The following is a 22,241-nucleotide window of genomic DNA, read 5'->3' on the forward strand; positions in this document are numbered from 1 at the left end:
TGGGTAATGTCTTACCCAGCTTGAAAATCACAGCGATCAAAGCTTATTTGTTCGGTTGTGGAGTCATTCTCAGATAAGGCTTCACTTCAGTGACACCTTTCGGGAATTTCTCACGAGCCTGATCGGTTGGGATCGAAGGCACAACCACACAGTCATTGCCATCTACCCAGTTTGCAGGCGTAGCTACACTGTAGTTATCAGTCAATTGCAGCGAATCAATCACCCGCAGCAATTCGTCAAAGTTCCGTCCGGTGCTTGCCGGATAGGTGAAGGTCAGACGCAACTTCTTGTTGTTGTCGATGATGAAAACAGAGCGAACAGTCAGCGTCGAACCCGTGCTGGAGTTCGGGTGAATCATGTCGTACAGTTCGGAAACTTTCTTGTCGCCATCTGCCAAAATGGGATAGTTGACGCTGCAGGCTTGCGTTTCATTGATGTCACTAATCCAGCCTTTGTGGGATTCTGCATCATCGACGCTGAGGGCAATCACTTTGACGTTGCGCTTGTCAAACTCAGGCTTGATTTTTGCAACTTGACCGAGTTCGGTGGTGCAAACCGGGGTGTAATCAGCGGGGTGCGAGAAGAGGACAACCCAGCTATCCCCTGCCCAGTCGTAAAAATTGATCGTTCCCTCAGACGAGTCTTGGGTAAAGTTGGGAACTGTGTCGCCTAAACGGAGAGCCATAATCTTTTATATTTCCTGTCGATCGCAGATAGGTACTGATTGATCATGCCACAAAACCCGGTTTTCCGGTCGGACTTTAGATCTTTTTATGATTTTACCGCGATCGTGATTGTGATGAAGAATGGACACGTGAAATTTTGCCGATGTAGGGTTCCCTACTCTGCGTATTTTTTTAAAGTTTCATGGATTGGGGCAGGGAATTAGTTGAAATTGCGGACTCTAGATGAACAAAGTTTTAGTTTAATCGCAATGGTTTGCGGTAAATCGCTGAGATTTTACGGACTTGCGGCAAAATTTCAGTAGATTTAGGCACGTTACCATCGATTTGGATATTGCATCAGCACGGATTACCTTATGGAAAATAACGCATTTCTGACGATCGATGAGCAGTCTCTCAGCCTCCGAGAGTGCCTTCGCTATTTACAAACCTCCGGTAAGCTGCAAGGCTTTATTGGTGATATCCTCCGGCAATATGTCTTGGAAACCGAGGTAAAAAATCGAGATGATCTGGAGATCAATCCAGCCGTGATCGAGCAAGCTGTGGTCGATTTTCGCCTCCAACAGAAACTGACCGATCCGAACGTTTTTCAAGAATGGCTCAGTCGCAACGGGTTGGATTACACCACGTTCCATCAGCAAATTGCGACCAATTTCAAGAATGAAAAGCTGAAGATCGTGGCAACCGAGCCAAGACTGCAAGAGTATTTTATTGAGCGCAAAGTGTTTCTCGATCGCGTCGTGCTGTCTCGGATTATTGTCGAAAGCAAAGAAATTGCAGAAGAGTTAAAGCTGCAAATTAGCGAGGGAGAAAACTTTGAAGCGTTAGCGCGCGAGCATTCAATTGCCGATGATCGTATTGCAAATGGCATGATGGGTCCGGTCAGTCGTGGGACAATGCCGGATACAGTCAGGGCTGTGATCGATTCATCTGAAAAAGGTGATTTAGTCGGCCCGATTGAATTAGAGGGACGCTGGGCTTTGTTTCGGGTTGAAGATATTCTCCCGGCAACGCTCGACAATCCTCAACTCAAGCAAATGCTGACGACGGAATTATTCGATCGTTGGATTGCAGAAAAAATTCAAAAAATGACGGTGAAACTTCAGGTTAGCGACTAGACTGACTTGAATAAATAAACGGCTCTTTTCGGATAGATTAGAGTGCCTTGCCGACGGTTTCAGCCCCTAAAATTCATTTGCGCTCATGCTGACGAACGATATTGCTGCCAATCTGCCCTGGGAATCTCCACCCTTATGTTTTCTCAATCCTGAACAACAGGTGCAATTTAAATCAAGAGCCGAAGTCCGTCACTACAAGTTAGGAGACGTGCTTTGGTCGAGTGAGGATGCGGGCATTCAATTGCTAATCCTGGCTGGAAAAGTGCGCCTAGTTGGAGAAGACAACAGTTCACGAGTCTTAAATCCGGGTGAATGGATTGGGGATTTGTTGGATTTGTCAGGCTGGAAAGCTCGTGCTGCTAGCAGTGAGGTGCAGGCGGTGTTGTGGAGCGCTCAGATGTGGGAGGGGTTACAAACTCCTGATATCGATCGCTTTTGGGCAATTCAACGTGCGCGCTACGTGCCCCAAACGGATCTTTCTCCGCAGACGATAACGGGTTTCCCGTTTGTGCCTGGGATGAATAGTGCGGCGGCTTGTCTGACGATGGTGGCAAACCATTTGCAGAATCCAGTTCAGATGGAGTGGGTGCAGCGACAGTTGCGGGGGCAGCGTCCGACAAATGTGGTCGATGCGGCGGAGAAACTCGGGCTGCAATTGCGCCGGATTCAGTCGAGTTGGCAAGATGCGCGCTTGTTGGATTTTCCGGCGCTGATGCTGTGGGGTGATAGTGAAGAGCCGCATTGGGTCGTCGTGTATGGCGTGCGGGGCGATCGCTTTGTGATCTCTGATCCGCATGATCCGATCATGTCACCGCAAGCGATTCATCGATCGACCGTGGAGCAGTTCTGGGACGGGCAACTCTGGCAGGTCGAGACGGTTCAGAAGCAAGAGCGCTTTAATCTCGCTTGGTTTTTGCCTGCGGTTTGGAAGTATAAGGTGCTGCTTGGCGAGGTGTTGTTTGCTTCGTTTACGTTGCAGCTATTGGGCTTGGCGACTCCGCTAATTACGCAGGTCGTCATTGATAAGGTGATGGTGCAGGGCAGCATTCCGACACTAGATGTGATGGCGATGGCGCTGCTGGCGGTGGCGTTGTTTGAAGCAGTTCTTGGTATTCTGCGGCTATTTATTTTTACGCACACGGCTCGACGATTAGATTTAAGTCTGTCGGCTCAGTTGTTCCGTCACTTGATGCGGTTGCCTTTGGCATACTTTGAGTCGCGACGGGTCGGAGATACAGTTGCGCGGGTTCAGGAACTTGAGAATATTCGGCAATTTTTGACGGGGACAGCTTTAACGGTTGTGCTTGATTCGATTTTTGCTGTGGTGTATCTAGCCTTAATGTTTTTCTACAGCATTCCGTTAACTGGGGTCGCTTTAGCGGTGTTGCCGTTGTATGCAGCGTTAACGTTAACGACGACTCCAATCTTGCGGAATTGGTTGAATGAGACGTTTAACCGCAATGCGGATAGTCAGTCGTTTCTCGTGGAGACGGTGACGGGGATTCACTCGGTGAAAGCGCATAGTGCCGAGAAGCCTTCGCGCGATCGCTGGGAGGGGTTATTTGCCCGCTATATTCGCACGAGTTTCAAAGCTTCTACCACCTCGAACATTAGTAATAATTTGGGAGATTTTCTCACGAATTTCTCGTATTTACTGATTCTCTGGGTGGGGGCGCATTTAGTTATTAAGCAAGAACTCACGGTCGGTCAGTTGGTGGCGTTTCAGATGTTGTCTGGACGGGTGACAGGTCCATTGTTGCGATTAGTTCAGCTTTGGCAGAATTTGCAGCAGGTGTTGCTCTCAGTCGATCGAATTGGCGACATTCTTAATGTTGCTCCGGAAGCAGAACCGGGTTCGGGATTGGTGTTACCGACGTTGCAAGGGCAAGTTTCATTTGATCAAGTCTTTTTCCGCTATAACCCAAATCAAGAGCCTGTGCTGAAAGGAATTTCCTTTGATGTTCAGCCGGGAATGCTGGTTGGCGTTGTAGGACGAAGTGGTTCTGGTAAGAGTACGCTGTCAAAGCTTTTGCAGCGGTTGTATTTACCAGAAGCCGGACGGATTCTCGTCGATGGCTTTGATATCAAGAGTGCCGATCTGCACTCGCTGCGGAGTCAGATGGGAGTTGTGTTGCAGGAAGATTTTCTTTTCAATGGCAACATTATCGACAACATTAGTTTGGGTCGTCCTGATATTACGGCTGAACAGGTTGTAGCTGCGGCACGAATGGCAGCGGCGCATGATTTTGTGAGTGAGTTGCCGCAGGGCTATGAGACGAATGTAGGAGAGCGGGGAACTGCACTGTCGGGGGGACAACGACAGCGGATTGCTTTGGCGCGATTGTTCTTATCGAATAGCCCGATCTTGGTACTCGATGAAGCGACCAGTGCTTTAGATAGTGAAACCGAGCAACAGGTTTTACAGAGTTTGCAGTCGATTTCGGACAATCGAACGGTCTTCTTAATTGCTCACCGATTTGCGCCTTTGAAGAAAGCAGATTTAATTCTGGTGATGGAGAAGGGCGTAATTGCTGAGAAAGGCACGCACGAAGAATTACTGCGCAAGAAAGGTTTGTATTGGTCGTTGTATCAGCGACAGCAAGCTTCGGTGTAGTTAGGTTGGATTGAGTAAAGGTTAGCGATCGCTTCATTTGTGGAGCGATCGTTTTTTTATTGATTGCTAAGTTACGAAAGACTTACGATCGTCCAGATAAGCTACTTCGATTCTCATTCGCAGATTGCTCAGCATAAGCTTTGAACTCGATCGCATCATGACTGCAAAAGAGTTTGGCATCGTTACTTAAGGCGAGCTGACGCAGGCGATCTTGATTGAGCAATCTCGCTTTACGATCGACTTCCATCATCCATTGATAAGCCTTTAAACCAGGTGTGCAGTGATACTCTGGCTTCATTTCATCGCGATAAAAGTAAGCATCGCCTGCATGTAACAGCCAACCTTCGGAAGTCTCGATCGCAACTCCAGCATGACCTCGTGTATGTCCTGTTAAGGGGATCAATAGAATTTCTGGTGGCAATCCTTCTAAGTCTCTGACTGCTTCAAATCCAAACCAAGACTCGCCGTTCGCCGCATAGAATTTCCAGGATTTTACTTCATCCCATTGACCGGGGCGATAGCGACGATGAGCAATAAAACCTTGGCGATCGCGAGTTGCATCGATTTCAGTTTGCATCACATGCACTGTTGCATTGGGAAAATCTTCTAAGCCGCCTGCATGATCAAAATCGAGATGCGTCAGAATAATGTGACGAACATCTTGTGGCGAAAATCCTAGACGTTCGATTTGGTCGATCGCGCTGAGTTGACGATCGAATTGAATGTTATTGAACGCTATAAAAAATGGACTGAGCCGACTGCGAGGTGCTTGAATATCGCGAAGACCGAATCCAGTATCCACCAAAACCAATCCCTGATTCGTTTCGATCAACAAACAGTGACAGACAAGATGTGACGTTAAACCTCGACTGAAGCCATCAAACAATGCTCCACCGACAGGACACATACAGCCGCAGTTAAGATGATGAATTCGCATAGGTCGTTGGGTGCGATCGACGATTTCAAGCCTAGAAAATCTGCGATCGCACACCGTCTTCCTAACGAGAGAGTTGAAGTCCTGAAAGTCTTTTGACAATCTGTAGTGCTAAAGATTTTGAGCACTTAAAGGGATAATTCCACCAGGATTGAGTGGGAATAAGTTGCCGTAATAGTCTCGTTTGACAGATTCTAAGTCACAGGTTTCTGCTACGCCTGGAAGCTGATAGAAATCATTGAGATAAACACTTAAGTGATCATAATCTTGAATGCGGCGAATACTACACTTGAACAGACTATAGTAAACAACATCGAAACGAAACAGAGTCGTGAAGAGGCGAACATCTGCAAGGGTTAAAGTATCGATGCAGAGATATCGACGAGTAGAAAGCGTTTCATTGATCGTATCTAACATTGTAAATAACTCTCGACACGCAGTTTCATAAGCTGCTTGAGTTTGAGCAAATCCGCAACGATACACGCCATTGTTGACTGCGTGATAGATTTTCTCATTCCAGCTATCGATTTCTGGCTGTAAGGCTTCTGGATATAGATCAAGTTCTGGATGCTTTGCAAATTCGTTAAAGGCTGAGTTGAGGATGACGATAATTTCAGAACTTTCGTTATTGACGATCGTATTGGTTTCACAGTCCCATAAGACCGGAACTGTCGATCGACCTTGATAGCCTGGCTTTGCTCGTCGATATAGCTCTGCCAACGTGGTGCAGCCTAGCTCAGGTTTTTCTAAAATCCAGCCTCCATTCTCCGGAGAAGGAATCACGATCGAGACTGAAATAACGTCTTCTAATCCTTTCAAGGCGCGAGTCACTAACGTTCGATGTGCCCAAGGACAACCTAGACCTACGAACAATCGATAACGTCCTGGCGCAGCGGTCAGGCTTTGACTCCGAAATTCGCTCTCAGGACGAATGTAAGCGCCTGATGTGTCTCTTGGCGCAAGCTTGGACATCATGATTCGCCATAGAGTTGTCCAGCCAAAACGAACCAGTTGAATGAGCAATTTTGGAGGCATGATTTTACTGAAGCTTTTTCTGAATTTTAGCGATGATTCGCTGAAGAGCGAGTTTCGCTAAGCGCGATCGCGTTAATGGTTCGATCGTAGCGGGATGCGTCTGTTTGTGATCAAAAAACTCGTTCACTTCGCGCAAAATGACTGCTAAGCGATCCAGAATATTTTGACCGCGATATTCTGCCAAAAAGCTTTCAGGAATTACAGGCGCAGGTCGCTCGATCGCGCTTAAAATTCGCTGCACATCAAACTCAGTCGAATAAGCCGCGATCTTATAGCAGTTAAATCCTGGATCGAGATAGTCTGATAAACCACCGTTGACGCTGGAAAACACTTGGCAACCACACGCGATCGCTTCCATCGGTTGGAGTCCAAATCCTTCGCTGACTTTCTGCTGTGCCCAATACTCCGCAGAATCATATAAGTAAACTTTCGTTCGATTGAAAACGGCTGCAAGACTATCAACGTGAGTATTAATGATTTCTACTTTGCAGCGTTTCTGAAGCGCAGGAATCAACTGCTTTAATAGATACTCTGATGATTTTCGAGTATGAATTAGAACATCAATATCGCGATCCAAATTCTGATTACTAAACTCATCAGAGATCTGATTTGGTAAGTAGTAAATTAGTGAATGCGGTGCATGTTGTCCCCAGTAACCTAATGTGTTACGACTGACAGTCACAATCGGGACGCTTGATGGAACTGTAAACCCATATCCTGCACTATGTGCGTGATAAATAGCATTATGTTTTTTCAAGCGTTTTGCGAGTTTCGCAACATCGAATCCCCAACTCATCACAAAGATGACATCCTTGAGATCTTCTTGAAGGACATCATCTAAAAAACGTGTATTTTGCTCACGCTGGCGGTATGTGACGATTTCAGCCGGGCAAATCTGCTTGGCAAGCTCAAACGCCTTTAACTCCGCCCACAGACCCCCGCAGGCAAAACGTTTTCCGGTTCCAGGAAGGAGAAAATAAAGCGATCGCATGACAGCCGCCAAGAGTTGAAGGTAAGATGTGAGCCATCATATCAGCCGAAAGATCATTCTGATCTGAATCATCCGCTCTGCCGACTGAGCGATCGCGCAAATTGATATTGATAAAGCTGTTGCAGTGTTGCTAATACTTCTTCTGCATAGGAAGGATCAGAAGAGTAGTAAAAGCTCAACTGCTGAATTCGCGGGGCACTGCCACGGATGATAAAGCGGAATCGGGGAGTCACAACGTCTTGGCTGAATGGCTCTAAACTGGCATAAGCTTTCAACAATTGAATATGAGCACGTACTCCGGTGCGAGCATTCGGAAAGGCTGCACTTTCCCAAGGACTGCCAACTTCTCGCAAAGTGGCAAAGTTATTTTGAGTCGGCTGAAGGGTTTTCCCAAAACGAAAAAAATCGGTTTCGATGAGGGCTTGTGTAAACGCAATATCAGAGTTGACATCCTCGATCGCAGCTTCTTCTAAATACAATTCGGCAATGTTAGGGAAGGTTTGGAGAGCTTGAGGATTGTGCTGCTGTAAAAAGGCTTCTAACGTATTTTTTGAAAGATAACCCTGTCCCATAATGCTGCTGATTTTATTCGGATTCAAAGGCAGCATGTTTCGCAAAATCACTCCTCGATCGCTGGAATTCCAGCCGACAAAAACGCCGACTTTGCGGAGATCGATCGCTCTAATGTAGGTTTGATTGTTGTAAATTATCAATCGAGCATTTTGAGGACGTTTGACTCGAATGGCAAGCTGATCTAACAGATCAATAGGAATGTATGAGTTTCCTTCCACAATCACACCTTGCTGATCAGAAGCTTGCCCATTCAAATTGATACTCATCGGCACGATCGTTTGATTCCAGAGTGCTAACCCTTGGGCAATGCCTTGTGCGATCGCTTGAGAGCGATTCAGAATAATGGCTCGATCTTCTGGGCTAGAAGTAAACCCGACCGTTAATACGATCGCAGGAATCTTCATTTGGCGAATAAAATCAAGGCTCCCCAATGCTGTTTCAGTATCCGGCTTTGTGCCCCGATTCATCCAAGCGGGAACATTGACCAGAATTTGATCCAGCAGTTGTTGTGCTTTCTGTCGGCGGTTCTCATCTCCTGCACGATAAAAAGCAGTCACGCCTCTCGTATTCGGGTTCAAGAAAGCATCCGTTCGGATCGATAACGCGATGTCTCCCGGTTTGGCGCGGCGATTGATCCAAGCGATCGCTTCAGCGGGTTCTAAATTGGCTGGCACAATGACAACCGGAAAGCCCTGCGTTTTTAACTCTGTGGCTGCTTGATTGCGAATCTTAACCAATGCTGCTGAGATCGGTTGATTGGCAAATTGAATTGGATTTGCGACCAGAAAAACTTGCTTGACTTGTTGCGTGTCTTGTCGAATCGTTTCTAAGCGATCAGATAAAACCGTGGTCAGGCGTTCTGGCGCGATACTACGACGATCGTTGAGTTGAGTTTTAGATTGAGCAAGCAATTTTTTGCAGGGTTTGATTTCTACACCCCCGCAATCCGGGCAGCAATTCGATGCGAAGATCATGGTCTAACTTTTATGATGCAGGCATAATTTTTTCACCTCGGTAGATACGCAAGTCATCATATCAAACGAAACCGCGTTAACAAATACACCCTGACTGGCTCGGACAGCACGATTTACACCTAGCGCATTGCTAGGTGCTGGAATATCTTGCCAATCTTTTACTCGATCGATAATTCAGCCTTTGCTAGAATACATCGTCGTCTGAACACGATAGGAAAACGGATTAAAAGACCTTGGTTCTATGACTTCAGTGATTGCCACTTGTTCCAGTCAGAAAATTGAGTACAGCTTGATTGAACCGGGCTGGATGCTCCAAATGCGGATAGTGTCCACACCGATCGAGCAATAATGGTTGTTCTGCATTGGGCAGTCGCTTCGCTGCAACATGGGCATGAGCGACCGGAAGAATGCGATCCTGTTTTCCCCAGATAATCAGTGCAGGCGCAATGATGTTTTTCAGATTTTCAACGATCGGCTGATAGACAGTTTCTCTAACCCCTCGCAAACATAGATTGGTTCGCGCCATTTGGATCAAGGGTTCCTTACGTCCTGGAAGCGCGAAAATTGGATAGCGCAAATCAATCCACTCTTGTGGAATCGTATCGACATCAAAGACATTCTGCTTCAACATCGGACGCATGACCTTCGGACTTGGCTGGAGCGATCTCACGGCAAAAGGTAAGGTTGCTAACCGGGCTGAAAACGTCACTTCTCGCCCTAATCCAAAACTGCCAACGAGCACTAATTTCTCAACCCGCTTGGGAGCCATGAATGCAAGCTGTAAAGCCGCTCCACCGGACATCGAATGTCCTACTAAAACTGCCGATGAAATCGACATCGCATCCATGAACCCCAAAATAAATTCTGCCTGGTAAGCCAGCGAATACGAAGCGGAGGGTTTATCAGAGCGTCCTGATCCGACCATATCGATCGCGATCACACGATGCTGTCGAGCTAAACCCGGAAGATTGTAATACCAGAACTCCGCAGATCCTCCTGCCCCATGTAACAGCAGAATCGTATGTTTTCCTTCTCCCGCCTGCCAAAATCGAGTTCTAACAGAACCAACCTGCACATATTGATCCGAAAGAGTCTGGGTTAGAAGCATGAATTCACCGTCTCAAGACACACCGCGATCGCATGTAAAGCAATTTCTACACGATCGTTACAAACTGAAAATGAGTATAGCTGCGGTTTTAAATTTCGCTCAGGAAGTTGTTCGGCTGATTTTATTTTGAGAGTTGGGCTTGAAATTCCGGATCAAACTCTGCGCTCTGCCAATTTCTTGCTTCTTTGATTTGATCGACAGTTAGCCCGATCGCACCTCGAAAGTCAGCATTCTCTAAATCCGCCCCAATCAGTCTGGTCTGCTGTAGGTTCGCCTGATATAGAGAAGCTTCGACTAGAACTGCATAGCTCAGATTTGCACCCCTAAAATCAACTTGGGTTAAATAGGCTCCGCTGAGATTGGAGTTTAACAGTAAAGCTCTGCTCAGATTTGCCCCACTTAATTCAGCCTTGCACAAGTGCGTTTCAATTAAATTCAAGCGAGTTGCAGAGCTAGAAGGATTGTAAGGCGGATCGAACTCGATGCGACGACGAGCGATGACTGATAGGCAAGCTTGAATGTCTCTTGCAATTTTCGAGGAAGCTGAATTTATGGGCGATCGCGCTTGAATATAAGACGTTAGCACTTGCATGATTGTCCAATGTTCTTGCAGCGATTCTTGAGCGATTCTTTCGAGCACATGGATGCCACCAAATCGAGTCTCTAAGCTTGAACTACCGAGGTGATTAATCGCTTGGCTATAGCGTTCTGCGACTTGCTTTTCAGCCGCGATCGCAACATTCTTTTGAGTCGCTTTGAGATTCTTCCAAGAAATGAATGCAGTTAAAAATAGTAAAAAACCACCGCCAGTCTGAACGATGCTACTATGAATCGCATTTTCTAAAACAATGCGGTCTTTTTCGAGTGCTAGTAAGTCTTTCTGGAGGGTTGGATTCGCTTGTGTCGTCTTTCTCAATCCGTTGATTTGGTCTTGAAGTTGATGCAGATTTGCCCGTTGTTGTTGCCAGTAAAACCCAGTCCCTAGAACAATTGCTGCACCCATCAACGCACCGACTATCAATTCCGATCGACGAAAAGATTGAGATAAACGATGCTGCATAAGTTAACTCAACTTAGATTTAGTCATAAAAATAAACAAGCGAAAGCTAAGGGGTGAGAAGAAGATGAGGTCTAGCACCTGCGTAAGCGCAACGATCAATTTCGTTCATCTAATCTAGGATTTCCCTACAGTAAACCAAAATAGGGTGTTATGGTTTTACTCAAATCCCTAGAAAATACAGAGGAGACATATTTTTTTGCACTTTAACAATTGGAATTGAATCTTTTTTTAACAATCACACAATTTAGTCCTTTTAAATCATGCTTCTGAGAGATGCCGAGTAAGAAATATTTAGCAAGCGATTCTGATCAAAGTTGTTTTGCACCTCAGTTTTACTGTGATTACCCTCGACAACCGACGTTCCCTGAACGCGATCTGCAATATCCAACAGAGGAGAGAAGAGATTTCCCATTGATTGCGAGTGGCTGTAATACATTCGATCTTGCTTATGCCAATCTAGCAGGAGCAAATCTGGCTGGGGTGAATCTAGCAGGAGCCAATTTGGTTGGGGCGAATCTAGCAGGAGCGAATCTCGCTGAAGCAAATTTGCGAGGTGCAGTGATGCGCAGTGCTAACCTTCAGAAAGCGATTTTACGTCGAGCGAATCTCCCACGTACCGATCTCGTCAGAGCCGATCTGAGCGATGCAGACTTAGAAGAAGCTGATTTAGGAGGGGCAAGGCTAGTAGAAGGCATTTTGTGTGGGGCAATCCTTAAAGGTACCTGTCTGCGAAGAACCAACCTAAGTAAAGCAAATTTAAGCCATGCCTGTTTATCCGAAGCAGACTTGACAGGCTCGAAGCTCTCTGAAGCTCATTTTGAAAACACAGATCTGAGCCATGCCATCTTAGAACGGGTTGATCTCTGCAATGCTCAGATGCAACATACGATCGAGCTATTCAAAGCCGATCTGAAAAATGCAGTGTTAAGGAAGGCAGATCTGAGCCACGCTAATCTGACGGAAGCCGATCTCAGTGGCAGCGATCTCACCGATGCGATTCTCCATCAGGCAAAGTTAAATCGCACCGTCCTCAATGGCGCTTCGCTCAAATACGCAAAGATGCAAGGTGCAGAGTTTAAGAATGCTTCGCTATTTGGGGCAGATTTAACCGGGGCGAATTTGCAACATGCATTTTTGAAAAAAGCAATTTTACGGCGATCGCAGTTAAGCCAAGCTGATCTCAGTTATGCACATCTAGAACAAGTTCAACTCAATTCTGCTGTGATTCGTCGTGCTAAGCTCGTCTCTGCTAATCTCTACAAAGCGAGGCTCGATGGTGCAAGTTTACGCGGCTCTGATCTGAGCAATGCCAATCTAGAGCAGGCTTCTCTGAGTCGCTCGAACTTCTCCTTTGCCAATCTGTCCCGCGCTATACTGACCGATGCCAATCTTAGAAATGCTGAATTAAACGGCGCAAATCTGACGCAGGCAACTTTAATTCGAGCTAGGCTCAGCAGTGCACGAGTCATGATGGCAACTTTAACGGATGCTAATTTAACTGGAGCAACTTTAACTCGTGCCTCATTTCGAGATTCTGACTTGCGACATTGTACGCTCACAGGTGCAACGCTCAATCGAGCTTACTGCTGTGCAGTCGATCTGACAGCAGCGCAGGTATCATTTGCTGAAATGAGCGGTGTGAATCTGCTGCGAGCTTGCTTACAGCAAACCAATCTCCATACTGCTTTACTGCGGCGAGCTTACATGAGTAATGCCATTCTGACTGAAACGGATCTGACGAGGGCTGAGCTAGCAGGTGCAGATTTATCGAGTGTTAATTTGAGCAGTGCGATCGTAGACCATGCAAGATTTGAGCACAACTTGGGATTGAGCGCGGATCAGATTCCTGAATTACAAGAAAAGCTTGCGATCGTGCTGCGTCAAGCTGGAGGAGAACGGGACGGACTTGCAGATGGGCAGCAACGCATGGAGGAAATTCGAGGAGACTTAGAATTTCGATTTTCCGATTTGGAAGAAACTCTGCGATTGTTTCAAGAAGCGATCGAAATTTTCAAAGATGGCTTAGATGAGCAGCAAGAAATCGGTCGAACCTCTGGCTCGCCTAATTTTTATCAACTGCATCTAGTCCTTGAGCGCAAGGCAGAACAGTTTACTAAAAACATTCAAGCCTATCGTGAAGACATGTTTCAGTCTTTGGAAAATATGACGGCACAACAGCGGGATCTCTGGATTCAAGAAGAATTTCACGCTGTTCTAGACCATATCCAAGAACAAATTCTAAACCTTCTCAAACATGCAAAGTTGATTCATAGAATTTGGTTTACTTTGGATGATGATGCCTGAGGAGGACACGAAGTGCTCTGAATCCGAGCCGTTGCATAGCCAAGCCAGAACATGAGCACCATGGCACAGATATAGAGCAGCACAAATCTTTTAGGGAGCGCAAATCTTTTAGGGGTAGAGATTCTGCGGCGTGGAGACGGTTCGACGATCTCGTCAATGTCTTGAATTTTCAGGCTACCTTTGCCAATGTTATGTTCACGTTCTAACCAGCGATCGAGAGAGAGGGGCGTTTTGTCATCTTCATTGTTCAAGCCCTGCTGTTGACCCATTGTTGCCCCTCCTGCAATCGTCAAAAATTAGGATGTTGTAATCTCTTGAATCACTTTTTCTTGATGGACAATTCCAAGCGTCAAGCCTGTTTTATTCGCTTCTTGTGCAACGCTGTACAGTGCTAATCCCATCTGCAGCACCTCAGCCATGTTCTTCCCTGATTCTGCTGATAAGGTTTGCAAGAGGGCATAAGCCTCCTGGCTCAAATCCAAGTTCAACTGTTTTCGATAACGACTGTCTATCTCGTCATCGGCTTCATTACTTTGTTCTGACCTAAACATATAAAAATCTCCTGAATTACAACTCCGATGCTTTGAGAGTGCCGATGTTGAAATCTACAACTCTCAGAGTAGCTTCTAAATCTATACTATCATTTCCACAAATTATACATATTTTTTATACAAAATCCTCGATTTTTCGCTCTGCCCCTCATTCTTCGCGCGGTGTTATGATGTAGGAAAGTTAACTTATGTAAACGAGCGTGACTGCGACCTTTCGATCCTCCGATAGCGCAACGTTGCCAACGACCTGGCACTGTCTTGACCCCATCTGGGAGGCAAGCGAACTTGAGATTCAGCAAGGACTACCGCACAGCCAGCTTTCTCCAGCTTGGCAAATGATGTTACTAGGAGATGGGTCTCCGACGCGGCATTTACAGCTTTTAACGGGCGAGCCGACTGAGGTAGATGTCATCGATATGTCGTCGATCGGGTTTTCGTTAGATCATGCACCGAGCGCGATCGAGCAAATTCCAGGTAGTCGGTTGCGGCGACAGATTTGGTTAAGAACAGCTTCAGGTCAGCGGTTAGGCTATGCGGCTTCGTGGTGGGAGTCGAGCCATATCGATGAGTATTTGCAGAATCGATCGCAGCCCATCTGGTCGAATTTATCGCGATCGCGCATGGAGCTATACCGCGAGATTAAAGGATTGCATTACGGACGGTCAGCGGCATTAGAGGCAGCATTTGGGGTTTCTGCTCCACTGTGGGGACGGCATTATTTGTTCTGGCATCATGGCAAACCGTTTACGCTGATTTATGAGGTGTTTTCGCCTTATTTGGAGCGATATTTGGGTAAGGCGCGTTGACGCTCAACGAAGACGCTGACTTCTAAAAATCCGCCTCAAAGCCTGAATATTTCCGAATTCGATTCGCCAGGATATTCATGCAGACCGTCTGTTCAATCTGGTCAATCTTCCGACAATGCAAAGAAGAATGGTTCGAGTAGAGGAAATTAAATCCGGTTTTGCCCTAAAATAGCGGATTATGTCAACAGATCCAGCGAGGAATTCTTCGGATAAAGGCAGCTCCGTCTGGCATGAAGCTGCAGCCCATGTAGTGGATTTATTAATTCACTACGGTTTTGATTTGGGCGAAGAACGGGTGCGGCAACTCGTCGATCGTTGGCAAACTACCTATTCTGTCAGTTGGGTGCGTTGGGCGGTGATCGAAGCCCTTTACCAGGGACGCTACAAAGTGGTCTCCGTCGAGCAGATTTTGCAACTCTGGCAGCGTCGGCAGCAACCTTGCTATCACTTCAACTACGAATTTGAACGCCTAGTCTGCAATAAATTCCCTCGCGATCTGTCCCAACCGAACCGACCTCAAGAGCCTGTGGATGTTGCCGCGCTTCCAGCTTTGCCAGCCCCCAGTCGATCGCCCGTTCCCGTTAGCGAAGATCCCCCCGCTTGGGCAGAACTTGCTGAGCAGATTCAAAAAGAACCCGAAGTCGTCGAGCCTGGGATTCCACCCTTAGAACTCGATCACTTAGCTCCTCCTGAAATGCTGCTGAATCGAGTGGCTCGTCTGCAAGCAGGTGTAGATGCTTTAATCGAACAAGCGACCTCCAGCCTGAATGCATCCCACGAAGCGATGAGAATCAAATGGCAGGATGACACACAGCCAACTGAACAATCGATTGAAAATGGGCAAGCTGCACCCGAATCTGTTTTAGAACTTCCAGAAGAAGTGCATCCTCCCATTCATCAATTTATGCCAACGGCGGTGGGCACTGAGTTTCATAGCAAGTTAAAAGCGGTTGCAGAACAAGAAGAACCCGCAGCTAGCGAGTGATCCCGGCAAGCGTGCTAATTGACCCAAAATCTAAAGATATTCCGCAGGGCAGGCGATTTACTGCCAGATTGCGGGGATACTCGAAGATATCCAATCTCCTGGAGGCGGCTTGAATGTCGTACCAAAGTAATCGTGAACTACCGGATAGTGTTCGCGATCGCCTTTCTGAACCGGCTCAACACTTTTATCGAGTAGCATTTAACTCTGCCCTTCAATGGTATGGAGAGGAGTCTAAGGCTCATCAAATTGCTTGGAGCGCGATTAGAAGCCAAGCATTCAGCCCAAATAGTGAAATTGCTGAAGTCCTGTAATTAAGCTCAACTGAATCCGAAGCCTTCGCTTGTGCAAACAGGTGAGGGCTTTTTGCATTGATTTAGTTTTGTTCACAAAATTTAAAAATATTTCGCTTTATATCGAATAACACCTTCGTCCGTATTTTTTAGATTCATTGCGTAACTCTATCAATGGAGAGATGAAGGTAGACATTTTGCGAGTTAATCACTCCTAGAATCGATAGCCGCATAACCGACTCGTGATCTGTTCGATCGCTCCATCTACCCCAAGCGTGCGATTTATTGTCCTGCAAGTTCAAAGGTCTTCGGTTATGCCTACGGTTTCAATGTCGCAATTGAATACAGCTCAGTTTGATCACGTCACTTCAGATACAGAGAGTTGGAACATTCTCGAAACAGCGCTCAATCCTGAAAAACTTCATGCTCAGGAAACTGTCTTTACGATCGGGAATGGATATTTAGGAACACGGGGGAGCTTTGAAGAAGGATTTCCTGGCGATCAGTCCGCAACTTTAATTCATGGGATGTTTGATAATGCTCCGATCGTGCAAACGGAATTAGTCAACTGTCCAAATTGGTTGCCTTTGGTCATCAAGTTAGACGGTGAAAAGTTTCAACTTGATCATGGAGCAATTCTCAACTACGAGCGACGCTTGAATTTGAAAGCAGGCTTGCTGACGCGTACGGTGCAATGGCGTAGTCCAAGCGGTCATCACTTTGCATTTCGATTTGAGCGGTTTTGTAGTCTGTCTGATCGACATGTCATGGCAATGCGGGTACATGTTACCTCGATCGACTTTTCCGGTTCAGTAGAAATCGAGGCTGGATTTGAAGCGCATCCGACGACGGTGACCATTCCGCATTGGATGACCCTGAAAACGGGCAGTCTGAACAATTTAATGTGGTTATCGACCCAGACGTTGCATACTGGGCTGCAATTAGGACTAGCCGCAAAACTAACCGTCACGAAAGCTGATGAAACGATTCCAGTTCGTGATTGCGCGAACACATTAATGGCTGCAACGACGATCGCACCGAATCAAACTGTGATTGCTGAAAAAGTCGTTTCGATCTATACCTCGCGTGATATAGAATTTCCGCTGACGGTAGCACTTCGACGACTAGCAAAGTCGCCCAGTTATCAAACGCTCTTTGCAGCACATCTGCTGGCTTGGGGAATCACTTGGCAGAACAGTGATGTGGTCATTGAAGGCGATTTAACAGCGCAGATTAGTATTCGCTACAATCTTTTTCAACTCATGATTGCAGCTCCGCGTCACGATAATCGTGTGAGCATTCCTGCAAAAACGCTGTCGGGCTTTGCATACCGAGGGCACGTTTTTTGGGACACAGAGATTTTTATCGTGCCGTTTTTTGCCTTGACGCAGCCCGCGATCGCAGAAAATCTTCTGACCTATCGCTATAACACGTTAGCAGGAGCACGCCGGAAAGCGAGAGAAGCAGGCTATCAAGGTGCAATGTATGCGTGGGAGAGCGCAGCAACAGGCGATGAAGTAACCCCGCGATGGGTTCCGGGTGCGAAAGGAGAATTGATTCGGATTTGGTGTGGTGACATTGAACATCACATTACTGCGGATGTTGCTTATGCGGTTTGGCAATACTGGCAGATCACAGGCGATCACGATTGGATGAGGAACTGTGGAGCAGAGATTCTCATTGAAACGGCAAAGTTCTGGGCAAGTGCTGTCAAATGGACGGGGAGACGCTATGAGCTTTTAGATGTGATTGGTCCTGATGAAAATCATGAGCATTGCAACAATAATGCGTTTACGAATGCAATGGCGCAATTTAATTTACGCTCTGCGCGAATGGTGTGGGATTGGCTCGCGAAATCGTATCCGGAAACAGCATTGCGATTGCGTCAGAAGTTAAATTTGACTCTAGAGGAGCTTAAAACTTGGGGTACGATCGCGCAATCTCTAACAATTTATCCTGACCCTGAAACCAAGCTGATCGAGCAGTTTGACGGGTTCTTCGATTTGATCGATGTGAATCTTCAAGAGTACGAACCGCGATCGCAATCGATGCAAGCATTATTAGGCATTGAACCGACCAATCAGCGTCAGATTCTCAAGCAGCCTGATGTGTTGATGATGTTGTATCTCTTGCGGCAGCAGTTTGATCATGAGACGTTGCAGGCAAACTGGAATTACTATGTGCCGCGTACTGACCATACCTATGGCTCATCTCTGGGACCAGCCGTCCATGCGATTTTAGCGTGTGGTTTGTCTCACGTGGATGAAGCGTATCAGCATTTTATGCAAGCAGCATTAGTGGATCTCGAAGATGTGCGAGGCAATGCTTCAGAAGGAGTTCATGCGGCTTCAGCAGGTGGGCTTTGGCAAGCGATCGTGTTTGGATTTGCAGGAATTCGCTTAACAGACTTAGGTCCTGTCGCTTGTCCGAGTTTGCCTGCTCATTGGACAAGATTGAAGTTCCGCCTCTGTTGGCAAGACCAATGGTATGAATTCGATTTGTCGCAGACAGGTGTGCTGTGTGAAGCGGTTGAGCAATCGATGCAGAGCCATTTTGCTTCTGCGTAACGATTGAGTTGAACTGCACCGAGTTAATCAAGCAACACTCACTTTAGTGAGTTGTGCGGTTAACCTTACGACTATTTTCAGCGTGTCGGTTCCAGCGAAATGTTCTACAGAACTGGGCGGATGTAGTGTTTCCAATAGATAACATGTATATATATCCAGTTCTCGTGGAACTATTATTTGGACTGAAAGCTTCCGCCTAAGATCCCATTTTGAGGCACTTAGCCCGAATCTTTCCACCTAAGTCACGTCAGTTCGGGTTAAGCCGGAATCAGGAGATTGTGGTCAAGTGCAATGGACGGCTTCTTGGGTTGATGGCAATACGCAATCAATCCGCTTCCATTGCGGTTCAAAGCTTGTGCAGAAGTCATCGACGGAGCAGAACAGTTCTTCTAGACTAGGCATGAGGGCAAACTGGGCGTGAAGTTTTAGCATTTTCAGCCTATCAAGTTTGCCCCTTTCTTGGCTTATGCCTTATCCCGAACTTAGGTAAGCTTAGTAATTATGCCTAGGAACCAAAGTTTTCCGCTTACTTAAACATTGGTATTTACAGATATGCTTTCAACTACACCTAACCGAAGATGAACAATCTAACGGCAAAACACAGCGGCGATAAGATAACCTTGGCAACTCCATAAGCGACTTTTGTCCGTCTGCTAACGTGAAGTGTTAGCTTGCATAGGGATTAATCTAGAGACTTCAAAAGGGATACCAATCTGGATTTTTCAACGACATACACCTTACGCAATTGGTTAGATGATACAGATACCTTAGCTTCAGAAAACGCTATGATTGGGGTCACAAATTTTAAGTTCTTTTGCTTTTTTACCTGTAAAGCTTGCTTCATCGCTTGGCTAATAAAGTCTTTCTCAAACGGATAGCTTGTCTTTCCCATTCGACGGCAAAGTTGTTCGCCATCAACGCTCACTTCACCTCTATGAGATTTCACATCAATCACATATGCTTTTTCTTGAGGTGAGATACACACAATATCAGCATCACCAAGTCTATTCCCTAAACGCATACCGTACTCGATTTCCCATCCCTCGTACTTAAGTTGAGACAATTCCCTGCTAACATCTTCTTCTCCTTGAGCACCTTGATCAGCATGATTTGCTCGCTTCCATAGAGAAATTCCATTCACTATGAGACCTAAAGCACTGGCAATCAGCATTACATAGAAGATAAGAAGTATATTGAATGCTGGCTGTGACTGAGGAAGATTATTAGATGTAATTGCCTTTACAAAGTTATCCAAGGGTCGAACTAATAAAAGTGGCACGAATATGAAGAGTCCTGCTTCAACAAAAGAGATAACTGCTTTGCCTCGCCTTTTTCGTGCAAGTTCACGTATATTTTGCCCTGCCCGCCGACCCCGTTTTGACATAGAACCTTAGTTGGAGCTTTGAGAATTTTATAATCAGACAAACCTATGACAGATTTGCTAGTGGATTATTAGATCGACTCACATTCCGCATATTACCCCTCCTCAGACTCAGAGTAACTAGACAGAATTTTTCAGTATTTTTTGCTTGTACTCCTCTATCTCAGATCCTGTTCAACCACACTTACCGGATAAGCATTGAACCAGATGCATTCAAATAAGGCTTTCAGTGCCTTGCTGTTTCTGTACCAGCAGGTATTGCGCTTGAATCAATTCATGCAATTCGTGCCAAGTGATTTAACCAAAAGGATGTCAAGATGACAATGATTTACACTTATGTTTTAAATCAGGGTAGTAGAGGAGTACGAAATCCGCTTGATCCTTAAGACGCGATCGCACTCCTCTAGCTTTCTCAAAAGATAAAAGATTTTGAGCAACATCCTGGGCAGTTTGATTACGCTGTCTAAAGAACACGTAGAACACTAGCGACTTTTTCGATCTCCTTCATCTCCTCAATTTCTTTCAGCGCATTGCGGAAATTTCCTTCTTGAACTTCATGCGTTACAACCACAATTTCTGCGGCTCCATCTCGGAACCCTGCTTGCACCACTGATTCCAAGCTGACTTCGTGATCGCCAAAGCAAGTTCCAATCTTCCCAATCACCCCTGGATAATCCCGAGTCAGAAAACGAGCATAAAAGCGCGTATAGAGATCTGACATGGGTGCGATCGCACAGTAATGCTGATGCGCACAAGCGATTAAAGGATCAAGAATTGGAGGCTGACCTGCTAGCTCTGATAGATCGGTCTTCAACAAGGCAGCAATGTTCAAGACATCTGCAACTACAGCACTTGCTGTCGGTCCTGCGCCCGCACCCCGCCCGAAAAACATCACCTGTCCAACCGGATCGCCTTCGATCAAGATTGCGTTATATACATCATTTACACTTGCCAAGGGGTGAGCTTTTGGAACTAACGTTGGATGAACTCTTACCTCAAGCTCCTCTTCACTCGCTTTCCGTTTCGCGATCGCCAACAGTTTAATCACAAACCCTAACTTCTCGGCATAGCCAATCTCGATCGCGCTCACATGGCGAATCCCTTCACAATAGACCTCTGGCAATTTGATCCGTCCGCCAAACGCCAAAGATGCCAAAATCGCGATCTTATCCGCTGCATCTAATCCATCGACATCGGCAGTCGGATCAGCCTCAGCATATCCAAGCTTTTGGGCATCCGCGAGAATTTCAGCAAAATCGCCGCCCTCAAGCTGCATCCGCGTCAGAATATAGTTCGTGGTTCCATTGATGATACCTGTGACCGTGCGAATCCGATTCGAGCAAAGCGACTGTTTAATCGGAGCAATCACAGGAATTCCGCCCCCAACTGCGGCTTCTAACAAGACATGCACTCCTGCTTCTGTCGCTGCTGTAAAAATCTCATCGCCGAATTTTGCGATCGCGGCTTTGTTTGCCGTCACAACATGCTTTTTGTGCTGAATTGCTTTCAGCATTAACGATCGAGCAGGCTCTAACCCACCCATCACTTCGATCACAATATCAATTTCTGGATCGGTCACGATCGACTCTAAATCCGTTGTGAGAATTTCTTTAGGAATCCGAGGATCACGAGGCTTATCGAGCGATCGCACGCCCACTTTATGAATGACTAATTCTTGTACTAAAGGGTGACGCTGAGCCGGATCGCTCAGAATTTCGACTGTTCCAAGTCCGACTGTTCCCAATCCTAATAAACCGACTTTAAACGCCACAGCTTTTTTCCCACTACAACAGATCTTCCATTTTATGGGAAGGGAAGACCCTGAAGAAACCGCGATCGCGCTTTAGGCGATCGCGCTATTTTCATCAACTGGGCTAAAAACGAATTAATCAGGTAAGTCTACTCGATTGCCGCTGTTATCTTCGTAATAGATCGGTGGCTCAACTGCGAAATTGTTGATTTGACCCGATTCAGTAATCACATAGCCGTCTGTCGTTTTCAAATCAGTCTCCGCCTCAGCTTCGACTGCTGCCTCAAGATCATGCACATTCCGCTCTACATCTACTCCAGACGGAATCCGCTCATCGGGTGGATTGACATCGGTCGGCTGTGCAGTCTGAACTGCCCAATGGTCGTTTCCTGCTGCCCCTTTTCCTGGTTCTGCTGCTTTTGGATCGGTTGCCATATCGATTCGCCCCAAAAATGTTATCTGTTTCTGACAGTAGCTCGATCAAGGTCGGCAAAATTCCCTCGATCGAGGTAGCCCG

Annotated in this window: 19 protein-coding genes; 7 read left to right on the forward strand and 12 right to left on the reverse strand. The window is 46.4% G+C overall.

Annotated features, from left to right (window positions below; translation table 11 throughout):
• Positions 1 to 43 precede the first annotated feature (43 nt).
• A complete protein-coding gene (locus tag ACMUEV_RS04670; RefSeq protein WP_017290438.1) occupies positions 44 to 685 on the reverse strand; it encodes a peroxiredoxin in 642 nt (213 codons plus the stop codon).
• Positions 686 to 1,039: 354 nt separating this feature from the next.
• On the opposite strand from ACMUEV_RS04670, the gene ACMUEV_RS04675 reads away from it, so the two are divergent.
• Positions 1,040 to 1,801, forward strand: a complete 762-nt coding sequence (locus ACMUEV_RS04675; protein WP_017290437.1) for a peptidylprolyl isomerase — start codon at positions 1,040 to 1,042, stop codon at positions 1,799 to 1,801.
• Positions 1,802 to 1,886: 85 nt separating this feature from the next.
• The gene (locus tag ACMUEV_RS04680) at positions 1,887 to 4,415 is read left to right on the forward strand and encodes a type I secretion system permease/ATPase (protein ID WP_190653470.1); all 2,529 of its coding nucleotides are present in this window, start codon (positions 1,887 to 1,889) and stop codon (positions 4,413 to 4,415) included.
• An 82-nt stretch (positions 4,416 to 4,497) separates the two neighbouring features.
• On the opposite strand, the gene ACMUEV_RS04685 is transcribed toward ACMUEV_RS04680, so the two are convergent.
• The 6 genes from ACMUEV_RS04685 to ACMUEV_RS04710 all read right to left on the reverse strand — a co-directional run bounded on the left by ACMUEV_RS04685 (position 4,498) and on the right by ACMUEV_RS04710 (position 11,090).
• Entirely contained in the window at positions 4,498 to 5,352 is an 855-nt protein-coding gene (locus ACMUEV_RS04685) for an MBL fold metallo-hydrolase (RefSeq protein ID WP_190653469.1), read from the reverse strand.
• A gap of 108 nt (positions 5,353 to 5,460) precedes the next feature.
• Positions 5,461 to 6,384, reverse strand: coding sequence for a glutathione S-transferase family protein (locus ACMUEV_RS04690; protein ID WP_190653468.1), 924 nt, complete (start codon positions 6,382 to 6,384; stop codon positions 5,461 to 5,463).
• A gap of 4 nt (positions 6,385 to 6,388) precedes the next feature.
• On the reverse strand, positions 6,389 to 7,375 hold the full coding sequence (locus ACMUEV_RS04695) for a glycosyltransferase (protein ID WP_190653467.1): 987 nt from the start codon (positions 7,373 to 7,375) through the stop codon (positions 6,389 to 6,391).
• A 68-nt stretch (positions 7,376 to 7,443) separates the two neighbouring features.
• The gene (locus ACMUEV_RS04700; RefSeq protein ID WP_190653466.1) at positions 7,444 to 8,922 is read right to left on the reverse strand and encodes an N-acetylmuramoyl-L-alanine amidase; all 1,479 of its coding nucleotides are present in this window, start codon (positions 8,920 to 8,922) and stop codon (positions 7,444 to 7,446) included.
• A gap of 247 nt (positions 8,923 to 9,169) precedes the next feature.
• On the reverse strand, positions 9,170 to 10,030 hold the full coding sequence (locus tag ACMUEV_RS04705; RefSeq protein ID WP_190653465.1) for an alpha/beta fold hydrolase: 861 nt from the start codon (positions 10,028 to 10,030) through the stop codon (positions 9,170 to 9,172).
• A gap of 121 nt (positions 10,031 to 10,151) precedes the next feature.
• On the reverse strand, positions 10,152 to 11,090 hold the full coding sequence (locus ACMUEV_RS04710) for a pentapeptide repeat-containing protein (RefSeq protein WP_017290430.1): 939 nt from the start codon (positions 11,088 to 11,090) through the stop codon (positions 10,152 to 10,154).
• 273 nt (positions 11,091 to 11,363) lie between these two features.
• Here ACMUEV_RS04710 and ACMUEV_RS04715 point away from each other — a divergent pair, with 273 nt between their 5' ends.
• Complete coding sequence (locus ACMUEV_RS04715) at positions 11,364 to 13,394, forward strand: pentapeptide repeat-containing protein (RefSeq protein WP_190653464.1); 2,031 nt, start codon at positions 11,364 to 11,366, stop codon at positions 13,392 to 13,394.
• On the opposite strand, the gene ACMUEV_RS04720 is transcribed toward ACMUEV_RS04715, so the two are convergent.
• Both ACMUEV_RS04720 and ACMUEV_RS04725 read right to left on the reverse strand, forming a co-directional pair.
• Positions 13,358 to 13,663: a hypothetical protein gene (locus ACMUEV_RS04720; RefSeq protein ID WP_190653463.1), complete on the reverse strand. Its 306-nt coding sequence runs from the start codon at positions 13,661 to 13,663 to the stop codon at positions 13,358 to 13,360. The two genes, ACMUEV_RS04715 and ACMUEV_RS04720, sit on opposite strands and share 37 nt — an antisense overlap.
• Before the next feature lie 27 nt (positions 13,664 to 13,690).
• A complete protein-coding gene (locus ACMUEV_RS04725) occupies positions 13,691 to 13,945 on the reverse strand; it encodes a hypothetical protein (RefSeq protein ID WP_017290427.1) in 255 nt (84 codons plus the stop codon).
• 200 nt (positions 13,946 to 14,145) lie between these two features.
• Between ACMUEV_RS04725 and ACMUEV_RS04730 the strand changes: the two genes are divergently transcribed.
• The 4 genes from ACMUEV_RS04730 (at position 14,146) to ACMUEV_RS04745 (ending at position 18,593) form a co-directional block, all read left to right on the forward strand.
• A complete protein-coding gene (locus ACMUEV_RS04730; protein WP_017290426.1) occupies positions 14,146 to 14,751 on the forward strand; it encodes a chorismate lyase in 606 nt (201 codons plus the stop codon).
• 178 nt (positions 14,752 to 14,929) lie between these two features.
• Complete coding sequence (locus ACMUEV_RS04735) at positions 14,930 to 15,736, forward strand: hypothetical protein (protein ID WP_190653462.1); 807 nt, start codon at positions 14,930 to 14,932, stop codon at positions 15,734 to 15,736.
• 113 nt (positions 15,737 to 15,849) lie between these two features.
• Entirely contained in the window at positions 15,850 to 16,047 is a 198-nt protein-coding gene (locus ACMUEV_RS04740) for a ChaB family protein (RefSeq protein ID WP_017290424.1), read from the forward strand.
• A 293-nt stretch (positions 16,048 to 16,340) separates the two neighbouring features.
• A complete protein-coding gene (locus ACMUEV_RS04745; RefSeq protein WP_242044841.1) occupies positions 16,341 to 18,593 on the forward strand; it encodes a glycoside hydrolase family 65 protein in 2,253 nt (750 codons plus the stop codon).
• Positions 18,594 to 19,275: 682 nt separating this feature from the next.
• On the opposite strand, the gene ACMUEV_RS04750 is transcribed toward ACMUEV_RS04745, so the two are convergent.
• From ACMUEV_RS04750 to ACMUEV_RS04760, 3 genes are all read right to left on the reverse strand, one after another.
• Complete coding sequence (locus ACMUEV_RS04750) at positions 19,276 to 19,977, reverse strand: nuclease-related domain-containing protein (protein WP_190653461.1); 702 nt, start codon at positions 19,975 to 19,977, stop codon at positions 19,276 to 19,278.
• A gap of 460 nt (positions 19,978 to 20,437) precedes the next feature.
• Complete coding sequence (locus ACMUEV_RS04755; RefSeq protein WP_190653460.1) at positions 20,438 to 21,745, reverse strand: homoserine dehydrogenase; 1,308 nt, start codon at positions 21,743 to 21,745, stop codon at positions 20,438 to 20,440.
• A 114-nt stretch (positions 21,746 to 21,859) separates the two neighbouring features.
• Entirely contained in the window at positions 21,860 to 22,159 is a 300-nt protein-coding gene (locus ACMUEV_RS04760; RefSeq protein WP_017290419.1) for a hypothetical protein, read from the reverse strand.
• Positions 22,160 to 22,241: the final 82 nt, after the last annotated feature.

The sequence above is a fragment of the Leptolyngbya sp. FACHB-1624 genome, assembly GCF_047649235.1.
Classification (GTDB): domain Bacteria; phylum Cyanobacteriota; class Cyanobacteriia; order Leptolyngbyales; family Leptolyngbyaceae; genus Leptolyngbya; species Leptolyngbya boryana.